At 68.4% G+C, this 16,976-nt stretch carries 14 protein-coding genes; 9 read left to right on the forward strand and 5 right to left on the reverse strand.

Going from position 1 to position 16,976, the window contains the following annotated elements; all coding sequences use genetic code 11:
• Positions 1-43: 43 nt before the first annotated feature.
• Complete coding sequence (locus tag NVV99_RS06980; RefSeq protein ID WP_024103166.1) at positions 44-835, forward strand: FAD:protein FMN transferase; 792 nt, start codon at positions 44-46, stop codon at positions 833-835.
• A 19-nt stretch (positions 836-854) separates the two neighbouring features.
• Here the strand turns inward: NVV99_RS06980 and pgi are convergent, their stop codons facing one another.
• Positions 855-2,492 (reverse strand): glucose-6-phosphate isomerase, encoded by a 1,638-nt coding sequence (pgi, locus tag NVV99_RS06985; RefSeq protein ID WP_024103167.1) that lies wholly within the window; start codon positions 2,490-2,492, stop codon positions 855-857.
• A 119-nt stretch (positions 2,493-2,611) separates the two neighbouring features.
• Between pgi and NVV99_RS06990 the strand changes: the two genes are divergently transcribed.
• Complete coding sequence (locus NVV99_RS06990; RefSeq protein ID WP_006553757.1) at positions 2,612-4,063, forward strand: NAD-dependent succinate-semialdehyde dehydrogenase; 1,452 nt, start codon at positions 2,612-2,614, stop codon at positions 4,061-4,063.
• Positions 4,064-4,119: 56 nt separating this feature from the next.
• Here NVV99_RS06990 and NVV99_RS06995 read toward each other — a convergent pair whose 3' ends face one another.
• The gene (locus NVV99_RS06995; protein WP_006553758.1) at positions 4,120-4,455 is read right to left on the reverse strand and encodes a chorismate mutase; all 336 of its coding nucleotides are present in this window, start codon (positions 4,453-4,455) and stop codon (positions 4,120-4,122) included.
• 234 nt (positions 4,456-4,689) lie between these two features.
• Between NVV99_RS06995 and pcrA the strand changes: the two genes are divergently transcribed.
• Positions 4,690-7,068: a DNA helicase PcrA gene (gene pcrA / locus NVV99_RS07000; protein WP_024103168.1), complete on the forward strand. Its 2,379-nt coding sequence runs from the start codon at positions 4,690-4,692 to the stop codon at positions 7,066-7,068.
• Positions 7,069-7,178: 110 nt separating this feature from the next.
• Here pcrA and NVV99_RS07005 read toward each other — a convergent pair whose 3' ends face one another.
• The gene (locus NVV99_RS07005) at positions 7,179-8,162 is read right to left on the reverse strand and encodes a M23 family metallopeptidase (protein WP_071936318.1); all 984 of its coding nucleotides are present in this window, start codon (positions 8,160-8,162) and stop codon (positions 7,179-7,181) included.
• Between the two features lie 448 nt (positions 8,163-8,610).
• Here NVV99_RS07005 and sucC point away from each other — a divergent pair, with 448 nt between their 5' ends.
• Positions 8,611-9,780: an ADP-forming succinate--CoA ligase subunit beta gene (gene sucC, locus NVV99_RS07010; protein ID WP_006553761.1), complete on the forward strand. Its 1,170-nt coding sequence runs from the start codon at positions 8,611-8,613 to the stop codon at positions 9,778-9,780.
• 16 nt (positions 9,781-9,796) lie between these two features.
• Positions 9,797-10,699 carry a succinate--CoA ligase subunit alpha gene (gene sucD, locus NVV99_RS07015; RefSeq protein WP_006553762.1) on the forward strand — a complete coding sequence of 301 codons (903 nt, stop codon included), beginning with the start codon at positions 9,797-9,799 and terminating at the stop codon, positions 10,697-10,699.
• A 67-nt stretch (positions 10,700-10,766) separates the two neighbouring features.
• Here sucD and NVV99_RS07020 read toward each other — a convergent pair whose 3' ends face one another.
• Complete coding sequence (locus tag NVV99_RS07020) at positions 10,767-11,390, reverse strand: YigZ family protein (protein WP_024103169.1); 624 nt, start codon at positions 11,388-11,390, stop codon at positions 10,767-10,769.
• A gap of 83 nt (positions 11,391-11,473) precedes the next feature.
• Between NVV99_RS07020 and NVV99_RS07025 the strand changes: the two genes are divergently transcribed.
• From NVV99_RS07025 to purH, 4 genes are read left to right on the forward strand one after another with little or no spacing between them, the layout of a single operon-like run.
• Positions 11,474-12,589 carry a DUF5336 domain-containing protein gene (locus tag NVV99_RS07025; protein WP_024103170.1) on the forward strand — a complete coding sequence of 372 codons (1,116 nt, stop codon included), beginning with the start codon at positions 11,474-11,476 and terminating at the stop codon, positions 12,587-12,589.
• Between the two features lie 49 nt (positions 12,590-12,638).
• Positions 12,639-14,240, forward strand: a complete 1,602-nt coding sequence (locus tag NVV99_RS07030) for a DUF6350 family protein (RefSeq protein WP_260782775.1) — start codon at positions 12,639-12,641, stop codon at positions 14,238-14,240.
• Between the two features lie 55 nt (positions 14,241-14,295).
• A complete protein-coding gene (gene purN / locus NVV99_RS07035) occupies positions 14,296-14,943 on the forward strand; it encodes a phosphoribosylglycinamide formyltransferase (protein ID WP_024103172.1) in 648 nt (215 codons plus the stop codon).
• A complete protein-coding gene (gene purH / locus NVV99_RS07040; RefSeq protein ID WP_094980888.1) occupies positions 14,930-16,492 on the forward strand; it encodes a bifunctional phosphoribosylaminoimidazolecarboxamide formyltransferase/IMP cyclohydrolase in 1,563 nt (520 codons plus the stop codon). Before purN ends, purH begins: the two co-directional genes overlap by 14 nt.
• Before the next feature lie 39 nt (positions 16,493-16,531).
• Here purH and NVV99_RS07045 read toward each other — a convergent pair whose 3' ends face one another.
• Positions 16,532-16,774: a hypothetical protein gene (locus NVV99_RS07045; protein WP_006553768.1), complete on the reverse strand. Its 243-nt coding sequence runs from the start codon at positions 16,772-16,774 to the stop codon at positions 16,532-16,534.
• Positions 16,775-16,976 lie beyond the last annotated feature (202 nt).

Genomic DNA, 16,976 nt, shown 5'->3' on the forward strand with positions numbered 1-16,976 from the left:
TGGAGTACGTCCTGCGAGGAATCGACTACGGGTGGAGCCCGTCATGATCGGCAGCAACGAATGGTGGGAGTGGGGTCGGCAGATCGCACTCGCGGTGACCGAGCCGCATGCACTGCACCGTGCCCGCATGATCGTGCGCGGCGTCGTCGCCGAATCCGAGGCGGTGAGCGACAGCCGCCGGGGCGACGCCGAGATCCACTCCGTCAACCTCGCGCAGGGCACTCCGGTCACGATGAGCCCCCGACTGGCATCGATGGTGCGGTCGGCGCTGTGGGCGGCCCGCATGACGGGCGGGACCATCACCCCGGTCGACTCCGACGACGCCTCCGTCGATGCCGGAGCCATCCCGCCGATCCATCCCATCCCCACCTACCGCGACGTGCAGATCGACGGAGACATCGTGCTCGCTCCTTTCGGGGTGAGTCTCGAACTCGGCGCGACGGCCGTGGCCGACACCGTCGACTACTCCGCGGCGCTCGTCGCGAATCTGCTCGAATGCGGGGCGCTCGTGCGCATCGGCGACGTGATGGCCACCGCGGGGCACGCGCCTGCCGGGGGATGGCAGGTGCCGCTCCCGGACCGGGGCTCGGTCGAACTGCCTGCCGGATCGGCGATGGCGTCGCACACCAGCGACGTCGTCGACCCCGAGCGGTGGCGTCTCGTCAGCGTCATCGCTCCCGACGCGGTGTGGGCTCATGCGGCCGCGGCGACGGCGTTGCAGCGGGGCATCGGAGCCCTGTCGTGGCTCGAACAGTACGACCTGCCGGCGCGTCTCGTCGACACGCACGGACGGGTCCGGACCACCACGGCCTGGTCCGATCCGAAGGCTGCTTGATCTCTCGAGCAGGATGCGGTCAGGCTCCGTCGCGCAGGGTGCGGTAGACCTCGATCAGGTGGTCGGTGGACGCGTCGCCGGTGTCGGGGATCTCGTCGCCGGCGAGCACCGTCTGCAGGGCGGTGGCCTGGGTCTTGCCGAGTTCGACGCCCCACTGGTCGAACGAGTCGATCCCCCACACGACGCCTTGGACGAAGGTCTGATGTTCGTAGAAGGCGATGATCTGCCCGACCACCGACGGGGTCAGTTCCGGGGCGAGGATCGTCGTCGACGGCCGATCCCCGGGCATCACCTTGTGCGCCACCAACGCCTCGTCGACGCCGTCGGCACGGACCTCGTCGGCATCACGCCCGAAGGCCAACACTTTGGCCTGGGCGAACATGTTCGCCAGCAACAACACCTGCATGCTGGTCTGCCCGTCGCGGGCGGGCAGGTCGTCGCCGCTACGGGCCAGGCCGAGGAAGTCGACGGGGACGATCTCGGTGCCCTGGTGCAGCAGCTGGAAGAAGGCGTGCTGACCGTTGGTGCCGGGCTCACCCCAGAACACCTCCCCGGTCGGACACACCACCGGTGTGCCGTCGGCGCGCACGGATTTGCCGTTCGATTCCATGGTCAGCTGCTGCAGATAGGCCGGCAGCCGCGCCAGATCCTGCGCATAGGGCACCACCGCGCGCGACCGATAACCGAGGATGCTCGCATTCCACACCCCGATCACCCCCGCCAGCAACGGTGCGTTCTGTGCCGGGGCGGTGGTGGCGAAGTGGGTGTCGATGGTGTGCATGCCGGTGAGGAACTCGGCGAACCGCTCGCGTCCGATGGCGCACATCACCGCCAGCCCGATCGCCGAGCCGACCGAATAACGGCCGCCGACCCAGTCCCAGAACTCGAACATGTTCGCCGGGTCGATACCGAACTCGACCACCCGCTCGGTGTGCGTCGACACCGCGACGAAATGCTTCGCCACGGCGTCTTCACCGAGGGCGTCGACGAGCCAGCGGCGGGCGGCGGTGGCGTTGGAGAGGGTTTCGAGGGTGGAAAACGTCTTCGACGCGACGATGAACACGGTCGTCGCCGGGTCCAGGTCGGCCAGCGCCGCGGTCAGATCGGCGGGGTCGACGTTGGAGACGAACCGCGTCGCCGGCCCGTCGTGGAAGCGCCGCAGTGCGCGGGTGACCATCGCCGGGCCGAGATCGGAGCCGCCGATGCCGATGTTGACCACCGTGGTGATCTGCTGCCCGGTGGCGCCGCGCCAGTCGCCGCTGCGGAGGCGGTCGGTGAACTCGCCCATCCGGTCGAGCACGGCATGGACATCGGCGACGACATCGACCCCGTCGACGATCAACTGCGCATCGCGGGGCAGACGCAGGGCGGTGTGCAGCACCGCCCGATCCTCGGTGACGTTGATGTGCGCACCCGAGAGCATCGCCTCCCGAGCCGCGGCGATCCCCGCGGTGTCGGCGAGCTCGAGCAGGGCCTGCACGACCGGGGTGTCGAGGCGTTGCTTGCTGAAATCGATCACCAGATCCCCGGCAGGGACCGTCAACGCCGAGACCCTGTCGGGTTCGGTGGTGAACAACTGCCGCAGCGACACCGATTCGAGCCGGTCGCGATGGTCTTCCAGAGCTTTCCACGGTGCCGTTGCGGTTACGTCGCTCATGTCGTCGACAGTAGTGCGCCCCGACACGGTGCGCCCGGTGTGCAACTGGGCCCCGGTGTGTGACGAAGAGATCCCTCGGTTTCCCACAGCGAGCGACCGCGACGCGCATGATGGGGCATATGGATGCTGCAGAACTGATTCGGTCCGTCCCCACCGACCTGTTCCTCGGCGGTGAGTGGGTGGCGGCCGAGAACGGAGCCACCTTCGGAGTCCACGATCCCGCGACCGGCGACGAACTCACCCGTGTCGCCGATGCCGCGCCCGGTGATGCCTTGCGGGCCCTCGACGCGGCCGTCGCAGCCGGTCCGGAATGGGCTGCGACCCCGCCGCGAGAACGCGCCGAACTGTTGCGGACGGTGTGGCGGAAGATCACCGAACGCGCCGACGACTTCGCGCTGCTCATGACACTCGAGATGGGTAAGGCACTACCGGAGAGCCGATCGGAGGTGACCTACGGCGCCGAATTTCTGCGATGGTTCTCCGAGGAGGCGGTCCGCATCGCCGGTCGCTACACGCCCGCCCCTGCCGGCACCGGTCGCGTTCTCGTGACGAAACAACCCGTCGGTCCCTGCCTGGCCATCACACCGTGGAACTTCCCGCTCGCGATGGGAACCCGCAAGATCGGTCCCGCCCTCGCGGCGGGATGCACGATCATCGTCAAGCCCGCGTCCGAGACGCCCCTCACGATCCAGCTGCTCGCGCAGCTCTTCGACGAGGCAGGACTACCCAAGGGTGTCCTGTCGGTGCTCCCGTCCTCACATGCCGGTGAGGTCACCGGGCCGCTCCTCGAGGATCCCCGGCTGCGCAAGCTCACCTTCACCGGCTCCACCGAGGTCGGGCGCATGCTCGCCGAGAAGGCCGGTCGTTCGCTGCTGCGCACCTCGCTCGAGCTCGGAGGCAACGCGCCGTTCGTCGTCTTCGAGGACGCCGACCTCGACGCCGCGGTCGAGGGCGCGGTGGCAGCCAAGCTGCGCAACGGGGGAGAGGCCTGCACGGCCGCGAACCGCTTCCACGTCCACAACTCGGTGCGCGACGCCTTCGTCGCCAAGCTCACCGAACGCATGGCGTCGTACAAGCTCGGGCCGGGAACGGACCCCGACGCGACGCTGGGCCCCCTGGTCAACGAGAACCAGAAGAAGACCGTGATCGAACTCGTGCAGGACGCGGTGTCGGCGGGTGCCTCGGTGCGCCTGGGCGGTGAACCCGCGGACGGACCGGGATGGTTCTACCCGGCCACCGTGCTCGACGACGTGCCGAAGCAGGCCCGCATCCTGCAGGAAGAGGTCTTCGGGCCGGTCGCGGCCGTCACCGGCTTCGACACCGAGGAGGAAGCCCTCGCGGCGGCGAACGACACCCGCTACGGGCTCGCTGCCTACATCTTCACGCGCGACCTCGACCGGGCCCTGCGCGTGTCGCATGCGCTCGAAACGGGCATCGTCGGTGTGAACCGCGGTGTCGTCTCGGATGTCGCGGCCCCCTTCGGCGGAATCAAGGATTCCGGGCTGGGACGCGAGGGCGGTACCGAAGGCATCGAGGAATTCCTCGAAACCAAGTACATCGCCCTGCAGTAGGGAACTCGGCGATGGCCGGGACGACCTCGCCGTCAGTGACGCGGACGGCCTCGCCGTCAGTGGCCCAGGCGGCCACGCCCGAGGCGGAGCAGCAGCATCGCCAGGGTGTGGCCTTCCTGGCCCAACTCGCTGAACCGCTCGAGGACCTTCATCTCGCGGCTGTGCACGAGACGGGTACCGCCGGACGCCATGCGGGTACGCCCGATCATGCGGGAGACCTCGGTGCGGCGCTTGACCGCGGCCAGGATCTCGGCGTCGAGACGATCGATCTCCTTGCGGAGCTCCTCGATCTCGGCCTCGGTGGGCACTGCGGTGTCGTCGGTCGCGGCCGGTGTTCCGGCGTTCGCCTGGTCCGGCTCGCCGGAAAGGGAAGAATCGATGTGCGTGCTCATGTCGTCTCCTCGCATCTGCTCTGAAGGATCGCCCGTATGGGAGCGGCTGTTACCGGTATCGGGTCGGGCCGGCAGTCGGGAATCGACAGCGACAACCGGAACTCGATCCGAGCCTGCAAAGGACAGAAGACATGGTCTCCAGTTTGCCACTCACCATGTAGGCCCTGCCACTCGGCTTGATCGACTGTGCGGTCCGGATCCGTTGTCCGAACGGTCCGGTAGTTTGGTGAAACGATGAACACTCCCGTCGCGCTCGCAAACTCCCGCCCCGGATCCGATGCTCTTCTCGAAGGGCTCAATCCGCAGCAGCGGGAAGCGGTCACGCACGAAGGAGCCCCGCTGCTGATCGTCGCGGGCGCGGGCTCCGGCAAGACTGCGGTGCTCACGCGTCGCATCGCCTATCTGCTGGCCGAGCGCGGCGTCGTCCCTGGTCAGGTGCTCGCCATCACGTTCACCAACAAGGCCGCCGCCGAGATGCGCGAGCGGGTGGCGGCTCTGGTGGGGCCGCGCGCGAATGCGATGTGGGTCTCGACCTTCCACTCGAGCTGCGTCCGGATCCTGCGCGCGCAGGCGGGTCTGCTGCAGGGCATGAATTCGAATTTCACGATCTACGACGCCGACGATTCCCGTCGTCTGCTCACGATGATCGCGAAGGATCTCGAACTCGACAGCAAGAAGTACTCCGCCCGGCTGCTGTCCACACAGATCTCGAACCTGAAGAACGAACTGATCGGGCCGGAAGAAGCCGCCCACGAGGCGGAGACCGATTCGGCGGCCACCGAACTCACCCGCGTCGTCGCTCGGGTCTACGCGCACTACCAGCAGCGCCTGCGCACGGCGAACGCCTTCGACTTCGACGACCTCATCGGCGAGACGGTGGCGCTGCTGCAGGCTCATCCGCAGGTCGCCGAGTACTACCGGCGCCGGTTCCGTCACGTCCTGGTCGACGAGTACCAGGACACCAACCACGCGCAGTACGTGCTGGTGCGCACCCTCGTGGGCGATCCGGAGGAGGAATCCGCCGTCCCCCCGAGCGAACTGTGCGTGGTGGGCGACGCCGACCAGTCGATCTACGCCTTCCGCGGCGCCACGATCCGCAACATCGAGGAGTTCGAGCGCGACTATCCGCAGGCGCGCACGATCCTGCTCGAACAGAATTACCGCTCCACCCAGAACATCTTGTCGGCAGCCAATTCCGTCATCTCCAAGAACACGGGTCGCCGCGAGAAGCGGCTGTGGACCGATTCGGGTGAGGGCGAACTCATCACCGGCTACGTCGCCGACAACGAGCACGACGAGGCGCGGTTCGTCGCCGCCGAGATCGACCGGCTCGTCGACGGCGGCGACACCACCTACTCCGACATCGCGGTGTTCTACCGCACCAACAATGCCTCCCGCGCGTTCGAGGACGTCTTCATCCGGCACGGTGTGCCCTACAAGGTCGTCGGCGGTGTGCGGTTCTACGAGCGCAAGGAGGTGCGCGACGTCGTTGCGTACCTGAAGGTGCTCGACAACCCCGACGACACGGTGAGCCTGCGCCGCATCCTCAACACCCCTCGCCGCGGTATCGGCGATCGTGCCGAGGCGTGCGTGGCGGTGCACGCCGAGCGGCTCGGTGTGAGCTTCGGGCAGGCCCTCGCCGACGCCGCGGCCGGCAAGGTCGCGCTGCTGAACACGCGGGCGCAGAAGGCGATCGCCGGTTTCGTCGAGATGATGGACGGCCTGCGGGCGATGCTCGTCGCGAGCGACGCCGACGGCAACGACATGGTGGACATCGGCGACGTCGTCGAGGCGATCCTCGATCGCACCGGATACAGCGCCGAGTTGTCGGCGAGCGACGACCCGCAGGACGGCGCCCGTCTCGACAACCTCCACGAACTCGTCAGCGTGGCAAGGGAATTCAGTGCCGACGTCCGTAACGCGGCCGGGATTGTCGACGACGAACGTGAAGAGGGGGATCCCGAACCGGGATCGCTCGCGGCGTTCCTCGAGAAGGTCTCGCTCGTCGCCGACGCCGACCAGATCCCGGAGAACGAGGCCGGTGTGGTCACGCTGATGACGTTGCACACCGCGAAGGGCCTCGAGTTCCCGGTTGTGTTCGTCACCGGTTGGGAGGACGGCCAGTTCCCGCACATGCGTGCCCTCGGCGATCCGGCCGAGCTGTCCGAGGAACGGCGACTCGCGTATGTCGGCATCACGCGCGCCCGGCGTCGTCTCTACCTCACGCGGGCCGTACTGCGTTCGTCCTGGGGGCAGCCGCTCACCAATCCGGAATCTCGTTTCCTGCAAGAGATTCCGCAGCACCTCATCGACTGGCGACGCCTCGAGCCCACGCCCGCCCGTGGTCAGGCGATCGGCTCGGGCACCGGTTCACGGTTCGGTGCGGGCGAGCGGCGCGGATCCTCGGGAACACCGAGTTTCGGTGCGGCGCGCGGACGCAACAACCACTTGGTGCTCGACGTCGGCGACCGCGTCAGCCACGACAAGTACGGTCTCGGAACGGTTCTCGAAACTCGGGGCTCGGGCCCCACGGCCACCGTCGTGATCGACTTCGGCAGTGCCGGCAAGGTGCGGTTGATGCTCGTCGGCGGTGTGCCGATGATCAAACTGTGATGCCCTGAAAGCCTGTGTCAGGCGCGGATTCGCACGAAAGAACGGGTCCGCACCGAAGCGGGAAAGAGGGCGGAACGGGACGCACGCCGAACGTACGGCGGCGAGGTCGGTCAGTCGCGCTGGATGCCGAGGGCGATACCCCGGGTGGCGAGCCACGGGACGGGATCGATCTTGTCGACGCCGTTGAGGTGCACCTCGAAGTGCAGGTGCGGGCCGGTGGAGAAGCCGCGGTTGCCCATGGTGGCGATCTGGTCGCCGGCCATGACGTGTTGACCCACGGTCACCAGGGACTGGTCGATGTGCCCGTACACGGTGATGGTGCCGTCGGCGTGGAGGAGGCGGACCCACATGCCGAAGCCGGAAGCCGGGCCGGAATCGATGACCTCACCGTCGGCGACCGCGAGGATCGGGGTGCCGATGGGGCCTGCGATGTCGACGCCGGCGTGGAGGGTGCCCCAGCGTGCGCCGAAGTTCGAGGTGAACGACCCCGCGGCGGGGAGGACGAACAGCGGGCGACGGGCCGCGGCCTCGCGCGCAGCGCGTTCCTCGCTGAATCGCTGGCCCTTGGCCAGGAGATTCGAGAACTGCGACAGGTCGTTCGGGTCGGCGATGTTGAGCACCTGCGGGGCCTGCGACGGCTCGGCGTCGGCGCTCGGCGCGAACTGCGCGGCCTGCGGCACTGCGGTGGCCGTGATGATCGAGGAATCGGCTTCGCCGGCGGCGAGAGCGACCTCGGAGTGCTCGGTGTTCTGTCCCGGACCACCATTGGCTGCGGCCTGGCCCGCGGCGACCACGGCGCCTGCGGCGACCGCGAAGACTGCGGCGCGGCCCTTGAGGGCAGTGGGGGGAGTGGGAAGTCGATGGGCTCCACCGCGGGATGCGGGAGCGGTGACGTCGGTGCTCTCGTCGCGACGATCCTGCGCGAAGCGGTCGTCGCGGACGGCGTGGCCGAAGGAGTCGGAGTAGTAGGTGGGCTCGGAACCGGGGCCGGTGTTACGGAAGTCCATCGTGGCGGCTTCCCAGGCATTCCAGTCTTCGGGTGCCGATTCGGGACGGCGGGTTCGGCTCTCGGCACTCGGGTTACCAGAGCGCATCGCCATCCTCCGTTCGTGACCTCATCGTTACTTCGACCAGGCGACGGTAACGAAGTGATCGCGGGGGTGGCAAGCCGTAGTTCGTCCGGCGGACGTTATGTGAGTGGCATCACAGTGCAAACCGGGGCAAATTGGGACATGCCCCAGCGGCCGGAGTTCCAAACACTGTTTTCCGACACGTCACGAGCCTGTTGCATCGCGGCAGCGTGGGATCCGGTGTCGGGGAGCGAGTGGGTACCTGTCATTCTGAACCGAGTGCTCCGCTCGAACGTGGCGCCCGCCACGTCCCGGGAGGGGAACTGCGAAGTCGTTCCCGGACCTACGCGCGCGTGACCTGTGCCACATGGGACTGCCGCGCGTGATCCGCGGCCCGGCCGAGAAACTAGAGTCCGAAACGACCCGCTCGATACCCCGGAGCGGGCGTGAACGCAGACGAGACGGTGAGCAGATGGATCTCTTCGAATATCAGGCGAAGGAACTCTTCGCCAAGCATGACGTGCCGACGTCGGCCGGCCGTGTTACCGACACTGTCGCCGGTGCCCGCGAGATCGCGGAGGAAATCGGCAAGCCGGTCATGGTCAAGGCCCAGGTCAAGGTCGGCGGCCGCGGCAAGGCCGGTGGCGTGAAGTACGCCGCCACCGCAGACGACGCGCAGACCCACGCCGAGAACATCCTCGGGCTCGACATCAAGGGTCACATCGTCAAGAAGCTCCTGGTCGCCGAGGCCAGCGACATCGCGGAGGAGTACTACATCTCCTTCCTGCTCGACCGCACCAACCGCACCTACCTGGCCATGTGCTCGGTCGAGGGCGGCATGGAGATCGAAGAGGTCGCCGCCACCAAGCCGGAGCGCCTCGCCAAGGTCCCCGTCGACGCCGTCAAGGGTGTCGACCTCGCGTTCGCGCGCGAGATTGCCGAGAAGGGCCACCTGCCCGCCGAGGTCCTCGACGCCGCAGCCGTGACCATCCAGAAGCTGTGGGAGGTCTTCGTCAAGGAAGACGCTCTTCTCGTGGAGGTCAACCCCCTCGTCCGTACCCCGGACGACCAGATCCTCGCCCTCGACGGCAAGGTCACCCTGGATGCGAACGCCGACTTCCGTCAGCCCGGCCACGCCGAGTTCGAGGACAAGGACGCCACGGATCCCCTCGAGCTCAAGGCCAAGGAGAACGACCTCAACTACGTCAAGCTCGACGGCGAGGTCGGAATCATCGGTAACGGCGCCGGCCTGGTCATGTCGACCCTCGACGTCGTCGCCTACGCAGGCGAGAAGCACGGCGGCGTCAAGCCCGCCAACTTCCTCGATATCGGTGGCGGCGCCTCCGCGGCCGTCATGGCTGCCGGTCTCGACGTCATCCTGAACGACGCTCAGGTCAAGAGCGTGTTCGTCAACGTCTTCGGTGGCATCACCGCGTGCGACGCCGTTGCGAACGGCATCGTCAAGGCCCTCGAGATCCTCGGCGACGAGGCCAACAAGCCGCTGGTCGTCCGCCTCGACGGTAACAACGTCGACGAGGGTCGCCGCATCCTCGCCGAGGCCAACCACCCGCTGGTCACGGTCGTCGCCACCATGGACGAGGCTGCCGACAAGGCGGCCGAACTCGCCTTCGCAGCGAAGTAAAGGGACACACAGAACAATGGCAATCTTCCTTACCAAGGATTCCAAGGTCATCGTCCAGGGCATCACCGGCGGCGAGGGCACCAAGCACACCGCGCTCATGCTCAAGGCCGGCACCCAGGTCGTCGGCGGCGTGAACGCCCGCAAGGCCGGCACGACGGTCTCGCACACCGACAAGGACGGCAACCCGGTCGAGCTCCCCGTCTTCGGCTCCGTCGCCGAGGCCATGAAGGAGACCGGCGCCGACGTCTCGATCGCGTTCGTTCCCCCGGCCTTCTCGAAGGACGCCATCGTCGAGGCCATCGACGCGGAGATCCCGCTGCTCGTGGTCATCACCGAGGGCATCCCGGTGCAGGACTCCGCCTACGCTTGGGCGTACAACGTCCAGAAGGGCAACAAGACCCGCATCATCGGCCCCAACTGCCCCGGCATCATCACCCCGGGTGAGGCGCTCGTCGGCATCACCCCGGCGAACATCGCCGGCAAGGGTCCGGTCGGCCTCGTCTCGAAGTCGGGCACCCTGACCTACCAGATGATGTTCGAGCTGCGTGAGTACGGCTTCTCGACCGCCATCGGCATCGGCGGCGACCCGGTCATCGGCACCACCCACATCGACGCCATCGAGGCGTTCGAGAAGGACCCGGAGACCAAGGTCATCGTCATGATCGGCGAGATCGGCGGCGACGCCGAGGAGCGCGCGGCCGATTACATCAAGGCCAACGTGACCAAGCCCGTCGTCGGCTACGTCGCAGGCTTCACCGCTCCCGAGGGCAAGACCATGGGCCACGCCGGCGCCATCGTCTCGGGCTCCTCGGGCACCGCTCAGGCCAAGAAGGACGCTCTCGAGGCGGCCGGCGTGAAGGTCGGCAAGACGCCGTCCGAGACCGCTGCGCTCGCTCGCGAGATCCTGCAGTCGCTCTGAAACAGCGTCGCCTTCCGTGCGCGCCTTCCGGTGGCGTTCCGCCATCGGAAGGCGCGCACGCGCCGTTTCAGGAGTCGATCCAGTCGACTCCCGCGGGTTCGAGTTCGCCCGCCCCGGACGTCAGTGACGCCACCCAGCCCTCCAGTTCGCTCCGCTCGCGCCCCGCGACGGTGAGGACCACCCGGTCCGCATAGGCCACGTCGAGCACCGCGACCCCGCGCCCGCGCAGTTCCGCCTCCACGCGACCCGCTTCGCCGTGATCGATCGCGAGGGTGAACTTCTCCTGCTGCCTGCGCTCGACGATGGGCGCCTCGTCCAAGGCCGTCGCGACCGCACCCGAGTACGCGCGCACCAGCCCGCCCGCGCCGAGCTTGATCCCTCCGAACCATCGGGTCACCACCACCGCGACGTTCACCAGATCCCGGTGGTGCAGGACCTGCAGCATCGGGATGCCGGCCGTGCCGCCCGGCTCCCCGTCGTCGCTCGACCGCTCGGCACGCGCCGACGGGTCGTCACCCACCACGAATGCCCAGCAGTGATGTCGGGCATCGGGATACAGTCGGCGTTGTTCGTCGACGAAGGCGAGCGCGGCGTCGGCCGTGTCGACACGACGAACCGCGGCGAGGAAACGCGAGTGCTTCACCTCCGTCTCGACCACGACGTCGGGGCCCGGGGCGAGAGTGTGCGGCATGGACCCCATTCTCTCGGGTAGTCCCTAGGCTGTTGACTGCAGGACGAGTGACCGACACACACCGATCGACGGCAGGAGAATCGATGACATTCCCCGCAGGCGCATCCGCCCAGAGCAAGGTGGTGCCGTTGTTGCTGCCACTCGCGGTGGCCGTGCTCGGTGCAGTGAACTTCCTCCTCGGCCTCACGCCCTTCGTGAACATCACCTTCGGCTCGCAGGTGGCGCTCACGTCCTTCGATTTCGGCTTCGCCGTCGTGCCGCTGGCCTTCCTGCTCTTCGGCGGTGTGAGCGCGGCACTGTCGCTGCTCCCCGGCCAGGACCTGCGTGCGGTGGCCGTCGCGGCGTCGGGCGTCGGTTTCGTGACATCCCTGTTCCAGCTCTTCCATCTGCCCGAGGACACCGGGATCGCGTGGGGCGGCGTGACGATCCTCGTCCTCGGTTTCCTGCAGTTCGCGCTGGCGCTCGTCGCATTGCTGTTCGGCCTCGGCATCCTCGTGTCCGGCCGGTCGGGTGAGCGGAGTTCCTTCGGGTCGCCGCAGAGCGCCGGGCAGTACCAGGGATTCGGGCCCGGTGCGGGAACCGGTGAGCCCCAGGGCTCCGGTTCGCCGCAGGGTTACGGCCCGCAGGGATACGGCCAGCCCTACGGCTCGCAGCAGGGAGCCGTCGGCGGGCAGTCCCAGTTCGGTGCGCCGCATCCCGGACACCAGGCGTATCCCGGACAGCAGACGTCGGGGGAGTACTCCGGCGCGCAGCAGTATTCGGGGTCGCAGCAGTACGGCGGGTCCCAGCAGTATCCGGGCGCCCAGCAGTACGGCGGGCAGCAGTACAGCGGAGCCCAGCAGTTCCCCGGTTCCCAGCAGTTCCCGGGCGCTCAGCAGTTCCCGGGCGCTCAGCAGTACGGCGGGGGAGCACAGTATTCCGGTGCCCAGCAGTACGGCGCCGGCCAGCAGTACACGGGTGCGCAGCCGACCCAGCAGTACCCGGTCCAGGAACCGCACGGCGCTCAGGACTCGACGGACCACACCGACACCCGGGCGGACGGCACAGCCACCCGGGCGGAGGGCACAGCCACCCGGGCGGACGGCACAGTGTCCGATGACGACACGACGGGCACGGAACGTCGCGAGGAGACCGGGACCACTGCGACCGGCGACCAGGACGCCACGCAGGCCTTCCGCGCACCGGACGACCAGCGGTGATCGGCGCGCCTGACACCACGATCGCCGTGTCGGTGACACTCTCGAACCGATGACTTCGACGCTCGGCCGGTCCACCCGGCACGTTCCAACCGACGACGACAGCCTGGACCCGGAGCGGTTTCGCATCCTGCTCGGCACCGCCGCCCGCGTTCCGGCGGTGACGCTCGCCGTCGTGGCCACCATCGTGGTGACGACGATGGTCGTCGCCAACAGCGACCTCACCGGCATCTACGCCGCGATCGCCGGCACGTGGCTCGCACTGCACCAGGTGACGCTCACGATCGACGGCACGTCGCTCGGTGTGCTGCCGCTGCTGCCCACCGCGGTCCTGGTGTGGCAGGCGGCGCGCGGGTGCGCGTCCGCGGCCGACGCGCTCGTCGAGAACAGTGGGTACGCCCTCGACCGTCAGGATGTCTCGCGCATCACCGTCGCCGTCCTCGCCGGCCCGCTACTGGTGACCGCGGCGTCGCTGATCGTGTTGCAGGATGCGGCGAGCGTGCTGCCGGTGACGCCTCCGAATGCAGCTGCCGCGCTCGCGTGGGTCACCGGCATCTACCTGGTCGCGGCTCTCATCGGTATCGGCTCCCGTGTGTGGAAGCCGCTGGTGCGCTACTACTCGGCTCCCGATTGGCTCGTGCTCGCCTTCCGTCCGGCACTGCGGGTGCTGCTGGGGATGTTCGCCCTCGGTGGGGTGGCGGTCGTCGCCGGACTGTTGTGGTCGTGGAACGTCGTCGGTGAACTGCTCGCGCGCGGGGATCACTGGACCGGCGTGCTGGGGCTGACGGTGATGTCGATCCTGTACCTGCCCAACGTCATCATCGGTGCCGCGGCCGTTCTGGCGGGCAGCACCGTGCACTTCGGCGACATCCACCTGAGCCTGTTCGAGGCGACGGGCGGTGACCTCCCGGCGCTGCCGGTGCTCGCGGCGGTCCCCTCGGGTCCGGCCGCAGCGTTCTGGCCGGTGCTGCTGGCCGTTCCGGCGACGGTCGGTGCGCTGCTCGGACGTTTCGCCGCGCAGCGAACCCTGCAGGCGAAGGCCGACGGTGCCCCGGTGGGCAGCGCCGACGCTTCATGGACGGTGCTCGCTGCCGCAGCGGGCGCCGGACTCGTCACGGCGCTGGCGACCTGGGTCGCGGGCGGCCCGCTCGGCGTCTTCGGCACGGTCGGCGCCAACTGGTGGCTCGCCGGCATCCTCGTCTTCGCCTGGTCGGGCCTGCTCGGCATCATCACGGCGCAGCTGCTCGTGTGGCGCGAAGGACGATTGGCCGCGGTGGCACTGCGCGCCGACACGGAGGTGGACGAGGAGACCTCGGAGGATGCGGCGGACGCGGCCGAGGCCGACAACGCCGCTGATGCAGGAGCCGACGGAGAACTCGAGGCGGCCGAGAGCGAGACCTCGGCACTCGAAGCTCCTGTGGCAGAGGACACCACCGCCGCCGAGCGCGAGGTGGCAGAAGTCGACGAGGACGAAGCCGCCGCAGTCGACGAGGACGAGGCTGCCGAGGACGACGCGGAGAGCCTCGAAGAGGATGCGGACGCCGACGACGTCATCGACGCCGAGGTGGTCGAGGTCGTCGCCGAGGATGACGCCGAGGACGACGACGAGCCCGACAAGGAGGTCGCGAACGAGGCCGAGAAGGGCGCCGACTAGGCTCTCCTACGGCCGGTCGATCGGCCGACCCGCCTCGACTTCACAGGAGTGGACCCTGACTGCCTCGCGTGACCAGCTGCCGCCCACCGCGCCGGCGAGGCTCGTCGTCCTCGCTTCGGGCACGGGCAGCCTCTTGCGTTCGCTGCTCGACGCCACCCGGACCGACGGATATCCCGCGACAGTCGTCGCTGTCGGTGTCGACCGCGAATGCCCCGCCGAAGGGCACGCCGCCGACGAGGGGATCCCCTCGTTCCGCGTCGCGTTGCGCGACTTCGAGGACCGTACCGCGTGGGACCGCGCGCTGACCGACGCGGTCGCCGCCCACGAACCCGACCTCGTGGTGTCCGCAGGCTTCATGAAGATCCTGGGTTCGGCGTTCCTGGAACGGTTCGCCGGCCGCATCATCAACACTCATCCCGCGCTGCTGCCGTCGTTCCCCGGCGCGCACGCCGTCGCCGACGCCCTGGCCTACGGCGTCAAGGTCACCGGTTCGACGGTGCATCTCGTCGACGGGGGAGTCGACACCGGACCGATCCTCGCGCAGGAAGCCGTGCAGGTGCTCGACGACGACGACGAGGACACCCTGCACGAGCGCATCAAGGTTGTGGAGCGGCGGCTGCTGGCCGAGATGGTCGCCGCCGTCGCCACCCGTGGAGTTGTTTCCGATGGACGAAAGGCCGTGATCCCCGGTGACCGAACGTAAGACTGTGCGCCGCGCGCTGGTCAGCGTGTACGACAAGAGCGGGCTGGTGGAGCTGGCGACAGGGCTCCACGCGGCAGGTGTCGAGCTGGTCTCGACCGGCTCCACGGCCAAGACCATCGCCGACGCAGGCGTGCCGGTGACGAAGGTCGAGGAACTGACCGGCTTCCCCGAGTGCCTCGAGGGCCGGGTGAAGACCCTGCACCCGCGCGTGCACGCCGGCATCCTCGCCGACACCCGCAAGCAGGACCACCTCGATCAGATCGCCGATCTGGGCATCGAGGCGTTCGAACTCGTCGTCGTGAACCTCTACCCGTTCACGCAGACGGTCGCCTCGGGTGCGAGCCCCGACGAGTGCGTCGAGCAGATCGACATCGGTGGCCCGTCGATGGTGCGTGCCGCGGCGAAGAACCACCCGTCGGTCGCGGTCGTCGTCGACCCGGCCGCCTACGGTGACGTGCTCGCCGCCGTCGAGGGTGGCGGTTTCACCCTCGAGCAGCGAAAGCGTCTTGCCGCGCAGGCGTTCCAGCACACCGCCGCCTACGACGTCGCGGTGGCGAGCTGGATGAACAGCGGTTACGCGGCGCCCGAGGGCGACGAGTCGCAGTTCCCGGCGTGGACCGGCGCTACCTGGACCCGCGCGAATGTCCTTCGCTACGGCGAGAACCCGCACCAGGCCGCGGCCCTGTACGTGAACGAGGCCGGTGAGCCGGGGCTCGCGCAGGCCGAGCAGTTCCACGGCAAGGAGATGTCCTACAACAACTACCAGGACGCCGACGCCGCCTGGCGCGCCGCGCACGACCACAGCGAGCCGTGCGTCGCGATCATCAAGCACGCCAATCCGTGTGGCATCGCGATCGCCGACGACATCGCCACCGCGCACCGCAACGCGCACGAGTGCGATCCGGTCTCGGCCTTCGGTGGCGTCATCGCCGCCAACCGTGAGGTGAGCGTCGAGATGGCGGAGCAGGTCGCCGAGATCTTCACCGAGGTGATCATCGCCCCGTCGTACGCCGACGGGGCTGTCGACGTGCTCTCCCGCAAGAAGAACATCCGCATCCTGCGCGCCGATTCGCCGAAGTCGGCTCCGGTCGAGATCCGTCAGATCTCCGGCGGGCTGCTCCTGCAGGAGCGCGACGTGCTCACCGCGGACGGCGACTCCACCACCAACTGGCAGCTCGCGTGCGGCGAGGCAGCCGACGAGGCCACGCTGCGCGATCTCGAATTCGCCTGGCGCGCATGCCGTGCAGTGAAGTCCAACGCGATCCTGCTGGCCTCGGGCGGCGCGACCGTCGGTGTCGGCATGGGTCAGGTCAACCGCGTCGACTCGGCGCGACTCGCCGTCACCCGTGCGGGTGATCGTGTCGCCGGGTCGGTGGCCGCGTCGGATGCCTTCTTCCCGTTCGCCGACGGTCTGCAGGTGCTGACCGAGGCCGGCGTGAAGGCGATCGTGCAGCCGGGTGGCTCGGTGCGCGACAACGAGGTCATCGAGGCCGCTCGCGAGGCCGGCGTGACGCTGTACCTCACCGGCGCGCGGCACTTCGCGCACTAGTCACGAACACACACGCGCGGCACCCACGCGCATCGTCGCTCAGGCGGCGTGCGCGTGGGTGCCGTTGTCGTGTGCGGTGGGTTCGACGGTGCGCTTGCCGCGCCCCTCGGAGATGACGAGCTTGGCAGCGCCGCGGTCGAGCAGCTCGCGGATGAGATCCGCGGAGGCGGCGCCGCTCTCGGTACCGCCGACCCGGCTCAGGTCGATGGTGATGGCGTGACCGGTGAGGTCGTCGGGCAGTTCGGTCGACACGGTGCCGCCGGATTCGATTCTCAGTTTCATGGTGTTTCTCCTGTCGAGGTGATCTTGTACGGGTCGCGGTCGGGGATAGAGAAAGGGCACCCGGGGCGTATGTGCCCCGAGTGCCCGAGAACGAGTCGTCGTGTGACTTCTATTCTCGGGATCGCTCCGCCGCGAAGTGGAAGAAGAAGTGAGAAAACGGTACGGAACAACCGGCTACGTACATGTGCTTGTATCGCATCGG

The organism is Rhodococcus sp. PAE-6 (assembly GCF_025290685.1).
Lineage (GTDB): Bacteria > Actinomycetota > Actinomycetes > Mycobacteriales > Mycobacteriaceae > Rhodococcus > Rhodococcus pyridinivorans.